A 19,543-nucleotide genomic window follows, 5' to 3' on the forward strand; every position below is an offset into this window, starting at 1 on the left:
CGCCTGCAGGGACGCAGAAATGACCGACGCCGAACTCGCCGCCCACCTCGCACAAGTGGCGGGCAAGATCCTGATCGAGGTTCGCGAGAGCGGCATGTTCGAGGGCAAGGCCCTCGGCAAGGCAGGTGACCAGACGGCCAACCAGTTCCTCTGTCATGCGCTCACCCAGCAGCGCCCGGAAGACGGCCTGCTGTCCGAGGAAAGCAAGGATACCGACGAGCGCCTGTCGAAGGAACGCGTCTGGATCGTCGACCCGGTCGACGGCACCCGCGAATATGGCGAGGCGCGCAGCGACTGGGCAGTCCATGTCGCCCTTTGCGTGAACGGCAAGCCCGAAACCGGCGCGGTAGCCCTGCCCGGCCTCGATACGGTCCTGCGCACCGATGCGCCGATCGAGGTGCCCGCCGCTGCGGCTCGCCCGCGCATGGTCGTCAGCCGCACGCGTCCCGCTGCAGAAGCGGTGGCCGTGGCGGAAGCCATCGGTGCCGAACTGGTCGGCATGGGATCGGCAGGAGCGAAAGCCATGGCCGTCGTCCGCGGCGAGGCGGAGATCTATCTTCACACCGGGGGCCAGTACGAATGGGACAGCGCTGCGCCTGCAGCGGTCGCCCTCGCCCACGGAATGCATGCCAGCCGCATCGACGGTAGCCCGCTGACCTATAACCAGGCCGATACCTACATGCCCGACCTGCTAATCTGCCGCCCCGAATGGGCCGAGCGCGTGCTGGAAGAAGTGGCGAAGCTCTCCGCCTAATCGCCGACCTGCGCCAAGAGCTGCCGTGCACGGCTGAGGTGCGGACGGTCGAGCATCTTGCCATTATGGCCGATGGTCCCCTTGTCGGGATTGGCCTCGAACAGCGCGACGATCTCGCGCGCCTCGGCAATTTCCTCCTCGCTGGGCGAGAAAGCCTCGTTGATTACCGGCACCTGCGCCGGATGGATCGCCAGCATCCCGCGATAGCCGTCGCGGCGGACCTTTTCCGCGCGTGATTTCAGCCCTTCGAGATTGCGGAAGTCGCCGTCGATGGTCTCGATGGCGGGGATGCCTGCTGCCGCAGCGCCCAGCAGCGTCAGGCTACGTGCAAGTTCATAGGTGAAGCTGTATTCGCCGTCCTCGCCGCGGTTGGACATGGCACCGATCGAATCCGCAAGATCCTCCGCGCCCCAGGTCATCGCGACCAGCCTCGGCGCACCTGCATAATCGCCGGTGGTGAACATGGCGGCAGCCACTTCGGTGACAAGCGCAATCACCGGTGTCGAGCCGGGTGCGATGCCCAGTTCCATTTCCAGCGGCGTCAGCAGCCGGTCCAGTTCCTCGACATCGTGCCGCCCGCGCGATTTGGGCAGCATGATCCCGCCGGGCCGCGCCGGCATGATGACGGCAAGATCGTCGGCGGTATGCGGCCCGTCCAGCGGATTGACCCGCACCCAGAGCCGGTCGTGTTCGCCATTGTCGCGGGTCTTGAGGAATTCGCAGATCGCCTGCCGCGCCGCAGGCTTGGCGTCTTCGGCCACCGCATCCTCGAGGTCGAAGATGACGATATCGGCCTCCCCCTCGGTCGCCTTGGTCATCTTCTTGTCGCTGTCTCCAGGCGCGAAGAGCCATGAGCGGGAACGGGCAGGCAGGCGCGCGGCAGTAGTCAAAGCGGGATCGTCCTCTCGTTTCGGATCGCCATACGAACGATAGGTGCCGTCCGGTCAAGCCCGCTATTCATCTTCGCCGAAAGACCGGGCACCCCCACCCGCAAAGGAAACCCTTTCGAATTCGGTGACTTTTCGGCGGAATACTGCTATCGGTGATCAAAAGACAATGCGGTCGCATCTTTCCACGGGAGGGGGAGTAGCATGCGACTGCGGACACGTTCGATCGCACTCGAAGTGCGCCCGTCCCACAAGGCGAAGCTGGTCGGGATCCTCGTAAATCTGCGCGGCGGGCGCTCGCGCGGGCGGGAAGGAGAGCCCGGCTATTACCCGGACGTGCTGGCCCGCCTGCCTACCTGCCATTTCCTGTCATTATGCGTATTCGAATCCGCCGATTACGATCCCACGCTCGTGATCGAGGCGAATTACGATGGCGATTCCGGGCCGTTCTGGGCCTGCCTACAGCATCTCGTCGGTGACGAACTGCGCGAAGCGCTGCGGTGCTGCAAACGCCCGCTCGACCATTCCGGCAAGCTCTACGACAGCATAACCGAGCCGGGTTCGCGGCGCGATCCCGCGCCCTTCCTCGAATGCCATGTCATGCGGCCCAAGGCGTTCTTCCACGGCAATCGCGGGATGCCGCGAGACCGGATCCTCGCCGAGGCCAGCCTCGCCAATGCCGTCCAGGATCGTCTGGGTAATGGCGAGGCCGGCCGCGACAAGACGGCAGAGGAATTGCGCGAAGGCCTGAGAACAGAGCTGATGCCGAAATTCCCGTGGCTGGCCGAAAAGCCCAAACCGCGGATACCTCTCGGCGAAACCGCGCTCGACTGGCTGAAGCTTGCAGCGGCGCTATTCCTGTTCCTGCACCTGTGCCTCGTGCCCGGCGCGGTCATCGCGGGACTTATCGGCGATGGGAAACACGCGCTGCTGCTTGGTGCTGCCTCCGTCGCGATGTGGGCAGTGTTCAACAAGTTTCGCAAGCCGCTCGAAGGCGTATCGACCACCAGGCCCGGACTGCTGCTGTCCAGGCTGGTGTCGAACGCCCACATCGTCCTTGCGGTGCTGGCGGCACTGTTCCTCTTCAGCTGGCCCATAGTCGCGGCGGGCAATGTCCTCGCGCTGGACCTCGAATGGTCGGCAGCATGGAAGAATTCGGCTCGCCAGCTTGGCTGGGGCATCGGCTGGCTCATGCTTTTCATCCTGCCCGGACTGCTGGTGTGGATGCGCTATCTCGAACGCCACGATTCGAGCCAGGAAGCGCCGCAGACCGATCCGGTGATGCTGCGACAGATGGTCGAGCTCGAGGACTGGATACCGCAGAACCACATGGCGTCGGTGGTCTCGCTGCGGCCCAATATCCCCCGCCGCCTGGTCGCCTATGTAGGAACGCTGCTGATCCATCTGGCGCTGCGTGCAGCGGTGCGCGACGGATACCTGGGATCGATGCGCACCATCCACTGTGCGCATTGGGCTTTCATCAACAACGGGTCGCGAATGCTCTTCCTGAGCAATTTCGACCTCAGCTGGGAGGCCTATTTCGACGATTTCATCGAGAAGGCGCATGAAGGCGTGACCGCGATCTGGGGCGGAAGCGTGGGTTTCCCGCCCACCACCATGCTGATCGAGGACGGCGCGGCGCACGGACGTGCGTTCAAGCGCTGGGCGCGGCATTCGATGTCGCCCACGCGGTTCTGGGTAAGCGCCTACCCGGACCTCACCGTCGACCAGATCGAGCGCAACAACCGGATCGCCAACGGGCTTTGCGCGAGGCGCCTGTCGCCCAAGGCAGCCAATGCATGGGCGGGCGACCTGTGAGCTACCCGGCGACATCCGCGGATTCCTGGAAACTGGCCGAGCCGCATGCCAGCCAGGCGCAGGGCATGATCGTGAGCGGCTACAATCACCTGCCCGTCTCGCAGACCCTGTTTCTCGAGTTCGACTGGGACAGTTCCACAAGCGGCGGGGCATGGCTGAAGGCTCTGGAAGGCATTGCCCCCGTCACTGCAGCCGACGGCAAGAAGGACCCTTCGGTCGGGCTCGGCATCACTGCCACCGGGCTTATCAAGATGGGCGTCGAGGAAAGCGTGATGGCGGGCTTTTCGGCGCCCTTCCTCGAAGGCATGTTCCAGGTCGACCGCATGCGCCGGCTGAACGACCGCGTCGGCACCGAATGGAGTTCCTGCGTCCGCGAGGGAGGACCCCTGTGGAGCGCGAATACGCCCCCGCCGCAGGTCCACGACACATCGGGCCTCATGTCCACCCTCCCGAGGCGCGACGACACTTCGATCACGACCCCGATCACCGTCGACGCGATGCTGATCCTGTTCTGCAAGGACTCTCGGGAGGGACGGACATGGTCCGACCGGGTGACCGAAGTGCTGGCACGATGCGGCGTCAAGGTGGTGCGCCACAGGGAAACCAATCTCGAGTTCGACAAGCATGATATGGTGCGAGAGCACTTCGGCTTCGGCGACGGCCTGTCGCAGCCGATCCCGTGGGACCCCAAAGCCATCGAGGGTGCGGGGCGGGCGCCCGATCACGTCAATGGCATCGCGCTGGGCGATATCCTGCTGGGGCATGTCGACGGCCATCACGAAACGACCGTCGGGCCGATGGTTACCAGGGGCTCCACGCATCTCGATGACCCGGACGATCCCGACAATCTCGATCTCGGACTGAATGGAAGCTACCTGGTCGTGCGCGAGCTATGGCAGGATGTGGCGGGGTTCTGGAACAATGCGGCCGAGGTCGAACGCGAGCTTGGTCTCGACAGCGAAGCCCGGAAGGAACGGCCGGGGACGTGGGTAGCGGAGCGCATAATCGGCCGCGCCATGAGCGGCGACGTGCTGCGCCCGGGCGGTGTTGCGGATCGTTATGACCCGAAGGCGCCCGCCAATGATTTCCTGTTCTTCGACGATGATTTCCGCGGCCTCGGCTGTCCGCTGGGATCCCATATGCGGCGCGGCAATCCGCGCGACGGGCTGGCGACCAAGGCCTCGCAAAAGGATTCGCTGCTCGCATCGAGCAACCGGCACCGCTTCCTGAGGCGGGGCAGGAAGTTCGGACCGAGGATCGCCGATCCCATGGTGGACGACGGTGCCGAACGCGGGCTGATCTTCCTCATCGTCAACGCCGATATCGAGCGCCAGTTCGAATTCGTGCAGCAGGTCTGGATGATGAGCCCGTCTTTCGGCACGCTCTTCGACGAAACCGACCCGCTGATCGGCCCCGGTTCCCGCTTCACGATAGGCGCAGAACCCGTGCGCCGCCGTGCCGATATCGCGAACTTCACCAAGCTGGCTGGCGGCGAATACTTCTTCCTGCCGAGCCTTCCCGCGATCAAGTGGCTGTCCGAGCTATGAGCCCCTGCCAGGAACATGTCCTCCGCTCGGGCCCGGGAAAGTTCAAGCAGTGGGTGATCGGACGCCTGCGGGCGGCCCTTCCCGCAATCTTCGCCCTCCTGCGCGCGGTCTGGCCGATCGCCAAGATCGGCAAGACGCATCTGGTAAGCCTCCACGATGACGTACGCGAGGTCATGCTGACCGACTGCGCCTTCGAAGTCCCCTACGGCACCAAGCTCAAGGTGCTGATGGAGGGCCAGACGGTGTTCGTCGGCATGCGCGATTCCCCGGGATATCGCTCGCAGCTCGACCGGCTGCAGTCGCTGGCCCGCAAGGGCGACATGGAGCGATTGGCGGCCGCTGCGCAGGAGCGTGCAGAGGAAATCGTGTCCGCGGCCGAGGGCGAGCTGGAAGTCGTCGACACGCTGTTCCGCACGGTGACCTTCGACGTGCTGGAAGAATACTTCGGTGTCACTCCGCCCCGCGAAGGCGACATGCGCGTCTGGTCGACCCGGATGTTCGAATACCAGTTTCTCGCCTCCGACAAATCGCTCAAGGACGAAATCCTGCAATTGGCGCCATCGCTGCTGCGGCACATCGAGGACATCATACAGGGCCGCCTCGCCAACGGCGACGACAGCGAGGACGACTACCTCGGCCGCGCGCTCGCCAAGCAAAGGGAAAACGCGCAAGATTGGGACGATCTCTTCATCCGCACCATGCTGTCGGCGCTGATGATAGGAGGGCCACCACAACCGCCGATGGTCCTGCCGCAGGCGATCGAGCAGCTGCTGCGCCGTCCCGGCGCCCTTGCCACTGCCCATGAAGCGGCTACCAAGGGCGACGAGGAACTGGTTTTCGGCCACATCTTCGAGGCCCTGCGGTTCGATCCGATTTCCCCGATCCTGCCGCGCAAGGCGACGCGGGATTATATCATAGCCGAGGGCACAAGGCGCGCCCACAAGGTGAGCAAGGGCGACACCGTCGTCGTCGCCATCCAGTCGGCCATGTCCGATCCGCGGAGAATCCCGGCGCCAAAGGAGTTCATACCCACGCGGCAACACTGGGAATACATGCATTTCGGGCTCGGGCTGCACGAATGTTTCGGGCGGCATATCAACCGGGCTATCTTCCCGGCCATCTGCATGCCCTTGTTGCGCCGCAAAAACTTGCGGCGGGCCGAAGGGCCCGGCGGGCATCTGAGCTTCAAGGGGCTGTTCCCCGCCGAACTGAAAGTGCGCTTCGACCGCTAGGCCCCGGACGCGATAGCGAGACCTTCTTCGACCATGCGGACATGTTCGGGCTTGCGCATGAGGGCCAGGCCGCCGATCGCCCCGCCCGAAGCGGCGAGCCGCGCGTAGACTTCCCTGGCCTCGTCGACCCGGTCCAGCTGAACGAGGGCTATTGCGAGGGCCGCCAAGGCATCGCCCTGCGGCGAGATTTCGACCACCCTGCCCAGTAGGTCCACCGCTTCTTCAAGCTCGCCGAGCTGGATGAGACCAATGGCGTAGGGGATATTGACGAGGTGCCGGATGCCGGAGTCCGGATTGACGGCGAGCGAAGTTTGCGCCCGCTCGATCCCACGTTCAGCATTGCCGGCGGTCACATCCATCCAGCTGCCCCAGAACAGGCTGCCGGCATCGCAGGGATTGATCTCGATCGCCTTGTCGGTGAGCTGGTGCGCCAGTTCGATTTTGTGTCCGACGCAATTGAGCGCCGGGCCGCACAGGCCGAAAACCCGCTCGTCGGCATTAGGGTCCTTCAGCGCGATCTCGCAATAATGGATCGTCCTCTCGCGCTTGAATTCGCGATCCGAAGTCCAGCCGAGCAGGAACTGGAACCCGCTCGCGAGCGCCGCCATCGCCGCTGCCCAGGAATTGTCCGGTTCCAGCTCGAGTACCCGGTCAGCCAGCTTCAGCACGGTTGCAATCGACTTCGGCTCGATACGCCGGATCAAGAGGTTCGCCTGCCAGTAGATGTCGCGCACATCGCGCGATGGCAGGTGCCGGGCGCGGTAGGCTTCCGCATCGCCGATCGAAACGCCGATCCGTTTCGCTACGGTCCGCGCGATGCGGTCCTGCAGTGCGAAGATATCGTCGAGGTCCTCGTCGAACCTTTCGGTCCAGATCATGCGCTGCTCGATCACATCGTCGAGGTGGGCGATGAAGCGCACGCGCTGGGCGGAACGCTGGATCGTCCCGCTCAATGCATAACGCACGCCAAGGTCAGCCGCGACTTCGGCCGGCGAGCGGTCCCTGTTCTTGGGATGGAGCGAGGTGACCGAAGACAGGACGAAGAATTCGCGGAAGCGGGCCAGCGCGACCGTGATTTCGTCGGCGATCGCGTCGGGAAACCAATCGTCGGTCTGGTCGCCGACCTGCTGGAAGGGGATTACGGCAATCGACGGCTTCGAACTGATGCTGGCAGGCAGTTCGCGCGGGAGCAGTTTCTCTCGCGGGGCCTGCAGGCTCCAGGCTTTCGCGCCCATCTGTGCCACCGGCGCCTGCTGGAGCGCATCGGATGCATCGACCTGTTTCGTCGGAGCGACCAGCCGGTAACCGCGGCCGTATACGCTCTCGATGATCCGCGAATTGCGCGGCGTATCGCCAAGAGCGCGGCGCAGTTCCTTGATCACGGACGTCAGCGCGGATTCGGAAACATGCATTCCGTCCCACACGGTTTCGAACAGCGAATCCTTGGTCAGCAGCTTGCCGTCGCATTCGATCAGCGCTTCGAGGACCTGATAGGCCTTGTTTCCGAGGTGAACAGGTCCATCGGGCCCGATCACCCGTTCATCGCCGCGATCGAGGAGATAGCGGTCAAACTGGACTTGCTGCTCGATTGCGATTCGAACGTCCTCCTCACTGGACAAGCCAGATCGTCGCGACCGATGCGGCGAGTACTAAGCCATAACCCGCAAACTTACAACGGCGAAACAGGCGTCCGACGCCTTTCGTGCCGCCGCCGGTTTCGCCAGAACCATTAATAAAATCAGGCGCCTGGAGAGATCGCGGAGACCTATACGCGCCGCCGGTCCGCCCCTTCGAGCCCGCTCGGGTCAATTGTGAAAAGAATCTGTCACAGAATCTTTCCAGCCCCGTCGCAGGATGTGCGCAAGGCAGCGAGCTAGAAAAATCTCATCGGCAATCAAGTCGAACGGAGCAGGAGATTTCAAATGATCAGCAAGACCCTCGCAAGCTTCACCGCCGTCCTGATGACGCTCAGCGTCTTCACCGGCACCATCGCCACGATGAACTACGCCGCCAGCCAGCAAAGCGCGCAGGAAAATATCGCCTGAGCCGGACCGGCCCATTCCAGCCCCCAGGGAGAATACCGATGATCACCAAATCGCTCGCAAGCTTTACCGCCGTGCTGCTGACGCTCACCGTCTTCACCGGCACTGTCGCTGCCATGAACTATGCAGCCAGCCACGACACCGCACGGGAGGTTCTGGTTTAAGCCGGGATCCCCGGCCCACCCTGAACCTCTTTTGCCCCACGACCGAAGGATACTGCCACTGAAATTCCAGCCCCTCTCCCCGGACACTGCCTTAGGCAGTCGTCACGGCCCCGGTTCAGGCGAAGACACCCCAATCCGTCGAGGTCAGCCAAGGCTATCTCGTTCTGCGGGCGGAGGAAGGTCGAAACGGTCTGGACCGGGGTTTTCGGTGGTCCCTTGACCGCCGGCAGCGGAACCGCTGAAACGGGAGCAAGGTCAAGGGGTCCAGATGATTTCGCAAATTCGGGTCGACAAAACCATCCTGACGGCAGGTGCGGCGATCTTCGCCACGTTCCCCGCAAGCGCGGGCGCGCAGGTTGGTGACCAAGCCGAGGAGGCAGGTGAGCCCGTTCGCGTGATCGTCGTCACCGGCGAAGGGCTTGCGGATACTCCCGCCACTCCTGCCTACGACACCCAGGTCATCGAGCGCGAGCAGCTCGTAGCCACCGGCTCGGGCCGGATCGAGGACGCGCTCGCAGCTGTGGCGGGCTTCCAGCAGTTCCGTCGCTCGGACAGCCGCTCGTCCAATCCCAGCGCGCAAGGGGCTACCTTGCGCTCGCTCGGCGGCAATGCCTCAAGCCGCGCCGCAGTTTTGCTCGACGGGGTGCCGATGGCGGACCCCTTCTTCGGCTTCATTCCCTTCACCGCCATCGCGCCCGAGCGGCTGGCCAGCGCCCGCGTAACGCGCGGCGGTGGCTCGGGTCCGTTCGGCGCAGGTGCGCTTGCAGGGACGATCGAACTCGCCAGCGCCGATGTAGCGACACTGGGGAATTTCGGCGCCCATCTCCTCCTGAACGACCGCAGCGAGACCGAGGCGGCGGCGCATATTGCCGGGAATCTCGGCAGCGGCTTCGGCGTCGTTTCCGGGCGCTGGGATCGCGGCAAGGGCTTTTACACCACGCCCGAGGCCGACCGCGTCGATGCGACCGCGCGCGCGGCGTTCGACAGCTATTCCTTCCAGGCGCGCGGTGTCGCCCAGCTGACCGACACGCTCGAGCTCCAGGCGCGCGGCCTTATATACGACGACCGCCGCACATTGCGGTTCGATGGGGCCGACAGTTCGAGTACCGGCCAGGATGCGAGCCTGCGCCTTGTCGGACGGGGCGAGTGGCAGTTCGATGCACTCGCCTACCTGCAGGCGCGCAACTTCTCCAATGTCGTGATCAGCTCGACCCGCTTCGTCCCCGTGCTCGACCAGCGCAACACCCCCTCGACAGGGCTTGGCGGAAAATTCGAAATCCGGCCTCCGGTGGGCGATAGAAACGTCCTTCGCCTCGGCACCGATTATCGCAAGAGCGAGGGCGAACTTTACGAAATCGCTATCAGCGCCTTCAGCGGCAACATTACCGAACGCCGCAATGCCGGCGGGGCCAATACCGACCTCGGCTTTTTCGTAGAGAACGATTTCCTGCTCGGCCCGCTCACCCTCACCGCCGGGGCGAGGCTCGACCGCTACACGATCCGCGAGGGTTTCTACGCTGCCGTCGATTCGAGCGGCACATCGCTGCGCGAATTCGCCTACGACAACAGGGCAGGCTGGGAGGAATCCTTTCGCGGCGGCGCGGTGTTCGAAGCGGGCGGCGGAGTGAAATTACGCGCGGCAGCCTATACCGGCCTGCGTTTGCCGACGTTGAATGAATTGTACCGGCCGTTCGTGGTCTTTCCGGTCACCACAAATGCCAATGCTGCGCTCGAAAACGAGCGGCTGGAAGGATTCGAAGCGGGGGTGGATTTCGAGCCGAATAATGCGACCGAGCTCTCCCTCACCGTCTTCGACAACCGGGTGAAAGACGCGATCGCCAATGTCACCCTCGATCCCGTAACCCGGCAGCGGCAGAACATCGACGCGATCCGCGCCCGCGGCATCGAGGCCAGCGCAGGCCTGTCGCTCGGCGCGCTGCGTTTCGACGGGTCGATCGCCTACACCGGGGCCGAGGCCCGGCAGGACGGCGCGGAGTTCGACGGGAACCGGCCTTCGCAAACCCCAGCGTGGGTTGGAGGCGCGACGCTGAGCCATCGGATCGGCGCACGCGGCCTCGCCGCTGCGACGGTACGCCATGTCGGAAAGCAGTTCGAAGACGACCTTGAAACCTTCGTCCTGCCCGCCGCGACCACCATCGATGCCTATGCGAAAATCCCGGTATCTCGTGCGTTTTCGCTTGTCCTGCGCGGCGAGAATTTGACCGACGAGAAGGTCTTCACCCGCAACCAGGGCGGCTCCATCGATTACGGTGCTCCGCGCACACTCTGGCTCGGCATCGCAGTAGGCCGCTGAACCGCGCCGCGCCAATTCGGTCTCGGCACAGTTCCTGAACCTGCGCTCACCCGCCGCCTTTCGGAAGATCCTCGTCGCTGGAGGAAAGCCAGGCGCAATCGCCGGTCAGGTAATTTGCCTTGAAAGCCAAATCTCCTCGCGTTCGCTTCCGTATTCCCTCGGGCAAGCATTCGCTCGGCAAACCCGCATCCCGGGAAGCCGCCGCCAGCACAGTCGATAGACCTGGCTTGTCAGGCCAGCAGCACAGCAGGCGCACATTGCCAGAAACCCGCGAAATTACGACGCCCTCGCCATCGGTGACTTCGGCTTCGGCCGCCCCCTCGTAATGATCGATCCATCGGCCTTCGCCCGGCCGAACCGGGTCTCCGGACATCCGGGGCGACAGCGTCTCCGACAAGATGATGCGCCCGCCGACCAGTTCTCCCAGCGGTCCGGGCGGCAGGTCGTCCGGTATGGCGAATTCCTCGGTTCTGCTGCCTGTGCGCGGTCCTATCACGATCTGGCCTTCGAAGGCTTCCAGCTTCCGGGTGAGGTCTTCGGGAACGATGGGCAGGCAAGGCACCACTACCAGCGAGTAAGCATCAAGATCCGCTGTTGGCGGAACGATGTCGATGTCGTGTCCGAACTGCCTCAAGGCCGAATAGCAACCGAAGGTCGTCCAAAGGGCGGAGTACCCCTCACCCTGCGGCTGGATCTGGGTGATCCATTCGGATTCGTAGGAAAAGACGATCGCCGTCTGCTTTGGCGTTTCCGCTATTGGGTCGATCCGGCTGAGGATATTTGCCGCCTCACGCGCTTCGGCGAGGGCGGGCGCGGGATTGCCATCGGGCCGGAGGAGCCCGGCGTGCATTTGCTCCTGCGCCTTGGGGAATTGGCGCCAGCGGAAATAGCTCACCATCTCGGCGCCGTGGGCAAAGGCTTCAAGCGTCCAGAGCTTGACCATGCCGGGGAGCGGCGCAGGATTGTAACGCGCCCAGTTCACCGGACCGGGTTGCTGTTCGAGCACCGACCAGCGACCACCTTTCGCGCAGCCGCGATAGAGATCGTGGTGGAAGGCTGCGATGTCGGGGTGGCCCTGCCGCGCATAGGTCCGCTTTTCTTCTTCGGTGAAACGGAACATCTCCAGGAAGCCGAGCGGATAGCTGTCCCAGCCGAGCACATCGAGGTCGTCGCACAAATCGTGGTGGTCGTAGCCGGTGTAGAAGCCCATGGCATTGTGGGTGATGTCTCGCCCGGGCGACAAATCGCGCAGGATTTCGACCTGCGCGCGGTTAAAACTCACCACTTGGTCCGAAGAGAAACGGCGGAAGGCCAGCCAATGGGCCGGATTGGCCTCGGTTACGGTAAGGTTGGGTAGCTCGACTTCCTCGAAAGAGCGGTATTCCATGCTCCAGAAGACATTCCCCCAGGCCTCGTTGAGACGCGCGATGTCGCCATAGCGCTCTTCGAGCCAGGCCCTGAAGGCATCGCGTGCTGCCGGCGAGAAGCTCTGCACCGTGTCGTGGCAGCCATACTCGTTGTCGGTCTGCCAGCTTACCACGCCGGGATGACCCCCGTACCGGGCGGCCACCTCGCGGGTGATGCGCGCGGCCTCCGCGCGATACCCCTCATGGCTGAAACAGTAATGGCGCCGCGATCCGAAACCGCGCGGTTTTCCCTCCCTGTCGAGGGCGATCATGTCGGGCATGCGATCGACCAGCCACTTCGGCGGAGTAGCGGTAGGCGTACCCATGATTATACCGAGGCCGGCCTCGTGGAGTGTGTCCACCGCCCGGTCGAGCCACCCCCAGTCGAAGAGGCCCGGCTCGGGTTCGATCCGGCTCCATGCGAATTCGCCGATCCGCACGCGGGTGAGCCCGGTCTCGCGCATCAGCCGCGCATCCTCGGCCCAGCGCGCTTCGGGCCAATGCTCGGGATAATAGCAGACACCGAGGTGCATCGCGGGATCGGACTGGGTCATCGCCGTTCCCATCCGCCAATCGCCTCGCAAGGTCAATCGAGTTTATTGACGAACTGTCCAATTAGAGACACTGTTCCTCTGGCGACTGACGGGCTAGGCAGTCGGCAAAAGGGGAAGAGGGTCTCAATGTTCGGTGACACGGCGCAATTCGGTAACCTGCCGCAGATCGCGGTTTTCATCGGCCTGACTGCGCTGGTCGGGCTGCTGACCTGGTGGAAGGTCCGCAGTGCGCGGCACGACGGGTCCGAGCAGGATGTGTTCCTTGCGGGCAAGGGCCTGAGCTGGGTCTTCGTTGCCGGCGCCATAACCCTCACCAACCTTTCGACCGACCAGCTTGTCGGGATGAACGGCAACCAGATGCTGTTGCTCGCCTGGTGGGAGATCGCCGGTTTCATCGGCCTGATGACGCTCGCCTTCGTTTTCGTGCCGCTCTATTATCGATACAATTGCACGACTGTCACCGAGCTGCTCGAGCGGCGCTATGACGGCCGTTCGATCCGGACGCTCATTTCGGCAATTTTCATCGCCGGAAACCTGCTGATCTACCTTCCAGCCGCGCTTTATTCGGGCGGGTTGTTCCTGCAATCCCTGTTCGGGGCGCAAATCCCGCTGATTGGCTTCTCGATCGGTCTGGCACTGATCGGAGCAGCCTATACCGTGTTCGGAGGCCTGCGAGCTGTCGCGGTGATGGACACGTTCTCGGGCATCGGCATCCTCGCCCTTGCCCTGCTGATCGTTTTCCTCGCGTTGGCGGCGGTCGATTTCGACATTGTCACCGGCGTTCCTCCCGAGAGGTTGAGCATGGTCGGCTCAGCCGACAGCCCGATCCCCTTCCACACGCTGTTCACCGGCATGGCATTTATCCAGATCTTCTACTGGTCGACCAACCAGAACATCACGCAAAAGGCGATGGCCGCGCCGACGGTAAAAGAGGCACGCAAGGGCGTGTTTGCGGCGGCAGCTGTGCGGATACTCGTGGTCCCGCCCATCGTGGTGATCCCGGGCGTCGTCGCCTACAAGCTGTTCGGCGATGTCGGCGATGCGGCATACGGACGCCTGGTTGCCGAAGTCCTGCCAAGCTGGCTATCGGGCGCCTTCGCCGCCATGGTCGCAGCCGCGGTCATCACCACCTTCAGCGCGGTGCTGAACTCGACGGTGGCGCTGTATTCGGTCGATTTCCATGAACAATTCGTGGGCGAAGTGAAGAACCACTGGAAGCTGGGCGCTGTAATGAGCCTCTTCGCCACCGTGCTGGCCATCGTGATGGTTCCGGTCTTCATGAATGCGGAGAGCATCATCAACCTGCTCCAGCAATTGAACGGCCTGTCCTCCATGCCGATCCTTTCGGCCTTCATCGTCGGATTGCTGTTCCGCAATGTCGCGGCACGCTCTGCGATCGCGGGCGTGGTCTGGGGCATCGGACTCTATGCGGCCTACACCTTCCTCGACGGGTTCTCCGCCGCAATCGGTCTGCATTACATCGACTTCATGGTCGTCACGCTCGTCACTTCGGTGCTGGCCGCGCTCGCCTTCAACCACCTTGCGCTCAGCCGCAGGGCGGAGTGGATCGGTTTCGAACTGTTCCGCGGGGACGCGGGACCTGCTGACAATGCCGGGGAAACGGCCTAGCGCAGCCGGGTGACCGGACAGCGCATTGGATAGGGAATTCGCATGAGGTCCAGCGACATCGTTGCGCTGCATTCCGGAGGCGCGAGCCTCGTGCTGGAGGCCGGCGGGGAGCGGGTGCCGCTCTGGCGTCATCTCGGACTGTCGGTCGATGCGCGCGATATTCCATCGATTTACCGGACGCGCGGCAGAGCAACCTTTTCGATGGATGCCGACCGCGCGCCTGACATCTTGCCACTCCCTGGTGACGGCTCCTTTTTGCGTGCCGCACTGCTGGTCTGCGCCAAAGACGGGAAGGCCCTCGACCTCATTCTGGATTGCACCGGCATCGAGAGCGGACATGACCGGCTGACATGCGATTTCTCGGACAAGAAGCACGGCCTCGAGGTCCGGGTCGATTACCGCGCGGTTTCGGGCGGGTTCCGGATCGAAACCTCGCTCGAAAACCGCGGTAGTGCGCCGCTTTCGGTCCAGCACTTGGCTAGCTGCAGCTTGCCCCTCCCCGCCCGCTGCGAGCGCATCATATCATGGCGCGGGCGTCACAATGCCGAATTCGTCGAATGCGTGGAGCCGATGCCGCAGCATGGCTGGTCGCGCGAAACCAGGCGCGGGCTGACCGGACACGGTGGTCCTTGCGGCGCCTATGTTCTGGCCGACGGTGCCGACCATCATTCCGGACTGGTTTTCGCGGCGCAACTTGCATGGTCGGGCGACAGCCGGATTGCGATAGAGCGCGACGACGAGGGGTTCTGGACCTTGCAGGCCGAGGCTCTCATCAAGCCCGGCGAAGTCACGCTCGAGCCGGGCAGCTCACACTCCGCCCCGCCCGTCTTGCTGGCGATCAGCGATGCCGGCCGAAACGGGGCGATGGCAATCATGCATGCAATGGCGCGAGCTATCGCCAGATGGCCAGGAGGCGAGATGACGCCGCGCCCGGTTCACTCGAACAGCTGGGAAGCTGTCTATTTTGCGCATGACGAAAAGCGGATCGGCGAACTTGCCGAGGCGGCCGCAGCCATCGGCGCCGAACGTTTCGTGCTCGACGACGGATGGTTCAGCGGGCGCGGGAACGACACCGCGGGGCTCGGGGACTGGATCCCCGACCCGGCAAAATACCCCGATGGCCTCGCCCGGATCGCCGAGAGGGTCCGGGGGCTCGGCATGGAATTCGGCCTCTGGGTCGAGCCCGAAATGGTCAATCCCGAAAGCGACCTCTACCGCGCGCACCCCGACTGGGCCTTGGCCATAGATGGCCGCGAGCCGCCTACCGCCCGCAACCAGCTCGTCCTCGACATGCGGCGCGAGGATGTCCGCGATCACCTGTTCGAGCGACTGGATGCGATCCTGCGTTCGGCGCCAATTTCCTATCTCAAATTGGACCACAACCGCGACCATTCGCCCTCCGGCGGGTCCGAGCAGATACGCGGGAGCTACGAACTGTTCGCCCGCCTTCGCGAAGCGCATCCCGAAGTCGAAATCGAAAGCTGCGCGGGCGGCGGCGGGCGGATCGATGCCGGCGTTCTCGAGTACGTCCATCGCTTCTGGACCAGCGACAATATCGACGCGCTGGCCCGTATCCCGATGCAGCGCGGCTTCCTCGCATTCATGCCGCCGGAATTCATGGGCGCGCATGTTGGCGCGAGCCCCAGCCATGCGACGGGCCGTGTCCAATCGCTCGATTTTCGCGCAGCCATCGCATGCCAGGGGCACTTCGGCATCGAACTCGATCCTGCGGCCATGGAACAGCAGGAGCGCGAGAAACTGGCTGGATGGGTGCGCCTCTACAAGGAATGGCGCCACCTCATCCATGGCGGCAAGGTGCTGCTGGGCGAGGCGAATGACGGGCTGGTGTGGCAGGCGCAGGGGACAGATGACGAGCTCCTCCTGTGGGTCACCCGTGCCGGTCACGCCGAGGATCGCCGCGCGCAGCCCGTGCCGCTATCCTTCGCGAAGGGGGCCGACTGGCAGGTCCGCATCTTGCGGAGCGCGGTATCGGGCGGCGTCCTCACGCCTCGCGCAACGCCCTTCTTCCATGACCTTCGCGACAAGCCGCACGGCTTTGCCGGAAGCTGGCTTGCCCATTCGGGCCTGCCGGTGCCCGCCCTTCCCGCCGAGAGCGCGATGATCTTCCACCTGAAGGCCCAGCGATGACATCCGAGCAACTCCCCCACCGCCGGCTCAACCGCCTTACTGGCGAATGGGTTCTGGTCAGTCCGCAGCGCATGAAGCGGCCGTGGCAGGGGGAGCGCAAAGCCGCCGCCGAGACCGAGCGGCCAAGCCACGATCCCGCTTGCTACCTCTGCCCCGGAAACGAGCGCATGGGAGGCACCCGTAACCCCGCCTATTCCGGCACGCATGTCTTCCCCAACGACTTTCCCGCCCTCCTCGCCGAGGAGGCAGGCGAGAATGCCGGAAGCTTGTTGAGGCAAGAGCCGGCACGCGGGGAAGCACGGGTCATCTGCTATTCGCCCGACCACTCCTCGACGCTCGCGCGGATGGATGATGCAGCGCGCCAGTCCGTCATCGAGAACTGGTGCGCCCAGTCGGCCGAACTCGGCAAGCGCTGGGCGCATGTCGAGATATTCGAGAACAAGGGCGCGATGATGGGAGCCTCATCGCCCCACCCCCACGGGCAGGTCTGGGCGAGCGACTTCGTCCCCACCATCGTCGAGCGCGAAGACAGGCACCAGCGCCACTATGCCGGGGAGCAGGGGTCGACCCTGCTGGCCGATGTCCTCGCCGCCGAAATCGAGGCACGCGAGCGGGTGGTGGCCGAGGACGAAAACTGGATCGCGATTGTCCCGTACTGGGCTGCCTGGCCGTTCGAGACGCTGGTGCTCCCGCGCAAAAAAATCGCCCGACTGGAAGATTTGACGGAGAGCGAGAAGTCATCCCTGGCCGCGCTTCTCGGCAAACTCCTGCACGCCTATGACGCGCTGTTCGACACCGACTTTCCCTATTCGATGGGCTGGCACGGCGCGCCGCACGCGCTGGGCGAGGATAACGACCACTGGTGGCTGCATGCGCATTTCTATCCGCCGCTGCTTCGCTCGGCGGAAATCCGCAAACACATGGTCGGGTTCGAATTGCTTGGCGAAGTCCAGCGCGACCTGACGCCCGAGGCTGCGGCGGCCAGATTGAGGGAGCTTGTACAGTGAACGACGGCCTGGCCGAAAAAGCGAGAACTCTTTTCGCGGAAAAATTTGGTGCCCAGCCGGAAGCAATTGCCTTTGCGCCGGGCCGCGTGAACCTCATCGGCGAACATGTCGATTATAACGACGGGCTCGTATTGCCGATGCCGATCGATGCCGGAACTGCGGTTGCATGGGCGCGCAGCGATGACGGCAGGATTCACGTCCACGCGGCCGATCTCGGGGAAGGCGACAGCTTCGAACCCGACGCGCCGACGAAGCCCGGCGAGGTAAGCTGGCGCTCCTACGTTCGCGGAATGGCAGCGCAATGGGATGGCGAGCTGCCTGCACTCAGCTTGCTCATCACGGGCGACCTGCCAAGGGGAAGCGGCCTATCGTCTTCGGCATCGCTCTGCATCGCGCTGGCCCGTGCCTTCGCGGCTGCCACGGGAACGGAAATCGATCCCACAAGCCTCGCCAGGCAGGCGCAGCGAACCGAGCACGAATTCGCGGGCGTTGCCTGCGGCATCATGGACCAGATGGCCATTGCCGCGGGCAAACCGGAACACGCCATGCTGCTCGATTGCCGCGACCTCAGCTACGAGCATTTTGCCATACCCAGTGACTGGGCAGTACTGATCGTCGATTCCGGCGTGACGCGAGGGCTTGTGGATGGCGAATACAACGCCCGCCGCCAGCAATGCGAGGCGGCAGCGAGAGCGCTCGGGGTCGACAGCCTGCGCGATGTCCGGATGGAAAAACTCGTGGCCGCCGCCCTGCCCCAGCTCGAGGCTCGCCGTGCAACCCATGTCGTGGGAGAAATCGCCCGCGTGCGAGAAGCTGCCAAAGCCCTGCAGACGGGCGACCTCGCCCGCTTCGGCACGTTGCTGCAGGAAGGCCATGCCTCGCTAAGGGACCTGTTCGAAGTGTCGCATCCAGTCGTCGACGAGTTGGTCGAGCGCCTGCAAGGCAAAGTGGGTGCGAGCGGGGGCGCGCGCATGACCGGGGCTGGCTTCGGCGGATCGGTAGTGGTCGTCCTTCCAGAAAGCCGCGCCGCCGAGATCGACGGAGCAGGTGACGGCAAGGTTCTCCGGGTGACCTAGAAGTCGAAAGCCTCGATCCGCATCGAGACTTTCCAGCTTTCGCCTGGGCCAAGGACCCGCATTCCGCTGTCGTCACGTTCGCGATTGAAGGCATCGGTCATGTGGCTGACCGGCTCGACGCAGAAATAGTCTTCCCCTTCCGGGACATAGACCGTCGTGAATGTCAGCTCGTCGGATGGCAAGATACGGGCGCCAATTCCACGGTCGGGCCATTGCACCACCATCGCACCCTCGCGCCCCGTGTAGACGGTATCGACCTTGCGGGTGGCGACTGGGCGGCCGAACCACCAGTCGATGGCCTGCGAATGCTGATCGAGGTGCATCGGGATGCAATTCTCGTCGGTCTGCCATTCTCCCGTGTGCAGCGAACTGAACAGCGTGTGCTTGTTGCGCGGGAAATACGGATGGAAGCCGAGGCCCACCGGCATCTCGTCTTCCGAAAGGATCGTGATCCCGAGTTCCGCCGTGAAGCCACCGGGAGATACCGCATAAGATAGACTAGAGGCGAACTGCCACGGCCAATCCGCCGGATTGCAATCGAGCGAAAGCTCGAGACTGCTCTCGCTCTTGTCTGTCACTTCCCAAGGGCTCAGCCAGCCGAAGCCGTGGAGCACCGGGCATGCCGTATCGGCAGGATGGTTCGGGGATAGCGCGACCTCACGACCATCGAAATCGAAGAAAGACCCGGCAATCCTGTTGGAAAAAGGGACCAAGGGAAAGCAGGCCATATCCAGCACCGAATTGCCGGGCCGACGGTCGAGTATTTGCCGCCCTTTCCAATGCGCCGTCTCGATCGAACCGCCAGCCTGCGGGCCGACGGACAGTTCGAATTCACCGCAAGCGAGTTTGATGGACAAATGTCGAGATCCCTAAAGCCGACAGCCACCCCTATTGGACTTCATCGTTCCGCGAAACTGTTGCATGCGGATTTTCCGCTCGGGCTTCTTCGACGTAATCTCTCTCGC

General features: G+C 63.8%; 15 protein-coding genes. 11 read left to right on the forward strand and 4 right to left on the reverse strand.

Annotated features, from left to right (window positions below; all coding sequences use genetic code 11):
* Positions 1-19: 19 nt before the first annotated feature.
* Complete coding sequence (locus tag K3178_RS09445) at positions 20-754, forward strand: 3'(2'),5'-bisphosphate nucleotidase CysQ (RefSeq protein ID WP_221571144.1); 735 nt, start codon at positions 20-22, stop codon at positions 752-754.
* On the opposite strand, the gene K3178_RS09450 is transcribed toward K3178_RS09445, so the two are convergent.
* The gene (locus K3178_RS09450) at positions 751-1,644 is read right to left on the reverse strand and encodes an HpcH/HpaI aldolase/citrate lyase family protein (protein WP_221571145.1); all 894 of its coding nucleotides are present in this window, start codon (positions 1,642-1,644) and stop codon (positions 751-753) included. The genes K3178_RS09445 and K3178_RS09450 overlap by 4 nt on opposite strands.
* Before the next feature lie 201 nt (positions 1,645-1,845).
* On the opposite strand from K3178_RS09450, the gene K3178_RS09455 reads away from it, so the two are divergent.
* The 3 genes from K3178_RS09455 to K3178_RS09465 are packed head-to-tail and all read left to right on the forward strand — an operon-like array spanning position 1,846 to position 6,238.
* Positions 1,846-3,459, forward strand: coding sequence for a hypothetical protein (locus K3178_RS09455; protein WP_221571146.1), 1,614 nt, complete (start codon positions 1,846-1,848; stop codon positions 3,457-3,459).
* Positions 3,441-5,006, forward strand: a complete 1,566-nt coding sequence (locus K3178_RS09460; protein WP_221571147.1) for a Dyp-type peroxidase — start codon at positions 3,441-3,443, stop codon at positions 5,004-5,006. Before K3178_RS09455 ends, K3178_RS09460 begins: the two co-directional genes overlap by 19 nt.
* Positions 5,003-6,238 carry a cytochrome P450 gene (locus K3178_RS09465; RefSeq protein ID WP_221571148.1) on the forward strand — a complete coding sequence of 412 codons (1,236 nt, stop codon included), beginning with the start codon at positions 5,003-5,005 and terminating at the stop codon, positions 6,236-6,238. Before K3178_RS09460 ends, K3178_RS09465 begins: the two co-directional genes overlap by 4 nt.
* Here the strand turns inward: K3178_RS09465 and K3178_RS09470 are convergent.
* Complete coding sequence (locus K3178_RS09470) at positions 6,235-7,857, reverse strand: winged helix-turn-helix domain-containing protein (protein ID WP_221571149.1); 1,623 nt, start codon at positions 7,855-7,857, stop codon at positions 6,235-6,237. The two genes, K3178_RS09465 and K3178_RS09470, sit on opposite strands and share 4 nt — an antisense overlap.
* 303 nt (positions 7,858-8,160) lie before the next feature.
* Between K3178_RS09470 and K3178_RS14310 the strand changes: the two genes are divergently transcribed.
* The 3 genes from K3178_RS14310 to K3178_RS09475 all read left to right on the forward strand — a co-directional run bounded on the left by K3178_RS14310 (position 8,161) and on the right by K3178_RS09475 (position 10,758).
* Positions 8,161-8,283: a hypothetical protein gene (locus K3178_RS14310; RefSeq protein ID WP_282098853.1), complete on the forward strand. Its 123-nt coding sequence runs from the start codon at positions 8,161-8,163 to the stop codon at positions 8,281-8,283.
* Positions 8,284-8,321: 38 nt separating this feature from the next.
* Positions 8,322-8,444: a hypothetical protein gene (locus K3178_RS14315; protein ID WP_282098854.1), complete on the forward strand. Its 123-nt coding sequence runs from the start codon at positions 8,322-8,324 to the stop codon at positions 8,442-8,444.
* Between the two features lie 268 nt (positions 8,445-8,712).
* A complete protein-coding gene (locus tag K3178_RS09475) occupies positions 8,713-10,758 on the forward strand; it encodes a TonB-dependent receptor plug domain-containing protein (RefSeq protein ID WP_221571150.1) in 2,046 nt (681 codons plus the stop codon).
* Between the two features lie 46 nt (positions 10,759-10,804).
* Here the strand turns inward: K3178_RS09475 and K3178_RS09480 are convergent, their stop codons facing one another.
* Positions 10,805-12,718, reverse strand: coding sequence for a beta-galactosidase (locus K3178_RS09480; protein WP_247713674.1), 1,914 nt, complete (start codon positions 12,716-12,718; stop codon positions 10,805-10,807).
* 126 nt (positions 12,719-12,844) lie between these two features.
* Between K3178_RS09480 and K3178_RS09485 the strand changes: the two genes are divergently transcribed.
* From K3178_RS09485 to galK, 4 genes are read left to right on the forward strand one after another with little or no spacing between them, the layout of a single operon-like run.
* The gene (locus tag K3178_RS09485; protein WP_221571151.1) at positions 12,845-14,347 is read left to right on the forward strand and encodes a sodium:solute symporter family transporter; all 1,503 of its coding nucleotides are present in this window, start codon (positions 12,845-12,847) and stop codon (positions 14,345-14,347) included.
* 42 nt (positions 14,348-14,389) lie between these two features.
* Entirely contained in the window at positions 14,390-16,495 is a 2,106-nt protein-coding gene (locus K3178_RS09490; RefSeq protein WP_221571152.1) for an alpha-galactosidase, read from the forward strand.
* On the forward strand, positions 16,492-17,502 hold the full coding sequence (locus tag K3178_RS09495) for a UDP-glucose--hexose-1-phosphate uridylyltransferase (protein ID WP_221571153.1): 1,011 nt from the start codon (positions 16,492-16,494) through the stop codon (positions 17,500-17,502). The genes K3178_RS09490 and K3178_RS09495 overlap by 4 nt, the downstream gene beginning before the upstream one ends.
* The gene (galK, locus tag K3178_RS09500; protein ID WP_221571154.1) at positions 17,499-18,578 is read left to right on the forward strand and encodes a galactokinase; all 1,080 of its coding nucleotides are present in this window, start codon (positions 17,499-17,501) and stop codon (positions 18,576-18,578) included. Before K3178_RS09495 ends, galK begins: the two co-directional genes overlap by 4 nt.
* Here the strand turns inward: galK and K3178_RS09505 are convergent.
* A complete protein-coding gene (locus K3178_RS09505) occupies positions 18,575-19,435 on the reverse strand; it encodes an aldose 1-epimerase (protein ID WP_221571155.1) in 861 nt (286 codons plus the stop codon). The genes galK and K3178_RS09505 overlap by 4 nt on opposite strands.
* Between the last annotated feature and the right edge of the window lie 108 nt (positions 19,436-19,543).

It is taken from the genome of Qipengyuania sphaerica (assembly GCF_019711595.1).
Classification (GTDB): Bacteria; Pseudomonadota; Alphaproteobacteria; order Sphingomonadales; family Sphingomonadaceae; genus Qipengyuania; species Qipengyuania sphaerica.

Bases quoted from the DNA above. Each gene is read 5' to 3' on its own strand.
- K3178_RS09455 (WP_221571146.1), top strand. From the start codon at position 1,846: ATGCGACTGCGGACACGTTCGATCGCACTCGAAGTGCGCCCGTCCCAC.
- K3178_RS09445 (WP_221571144.1), top strand. From the start codon at position 20: ATGACCGACGCCGAACTCGCCGCCCACCTCGCACAAGTGGCGGGCAAG.
- K3178_RS09480 (WP_247713674.1), bottom strand. From the start codon at position 12,718: ATGACCCAGTCCGATCCCGCGATGCACCTCGGTGTCTGCTATTATCCC.
- K3178_RS09460 (WP_221571147.1), top strand. From the start codon at position 3,441: ATGGGCGGGCGACCTGTGAGCTACCCGGCGACATCCGCGGATTCCTGG.
- K3178_RS14315 (WP_282098854.1), top strand. From the start codon at position 8,322: ATGATCACCAAATCGCTCGCAAGCTTTACCGCCGTGCTGCTGACGCTC.
- K3178_RS09465 (WP_221571148.1), top strand. From the start codon at position 5,003: ATGAGCCCCTGCCAGGAACATGTCCTCCGCTCGGGCCCGGGAAAGTTC.
- K3178_RS09475 (WP_221571150.1), top strand. From the start codon at position 8,713: ATGATTTCGCAAATTCGGGTCGACAAAACCATCCTGACGGCAGGTGCG.
- K3178_RS09495 (WP_221571153.1), top strand. From the start codon at position 16,492: ATGACATCCGAGCAACTCCCCCACCGCCGGCTCAACCGCCTTACTGGC.
- K3178_RS09485 (WP_221571151.1), top strand. From the start codon at position 12,845: ATGTTCGGTGACACGGCGCAATTCGGTAACCTGCCGCAGATCGCGGTT.
- K3178_RS14310 (WP_282098853.1), top strand. From the start codon at position 8,161: ATGATCAGCAAGACCCTCGCAAGCTTCACCGCCGTCCTGATGACGCTC.
- K3178_RS09490 (WP_221571152.1), top strand. From the start codon at position 14,390: ATGAGGTCCAGCGACATCGTTGCGCTGCATTCCGGAGGCGCGAGCCTC.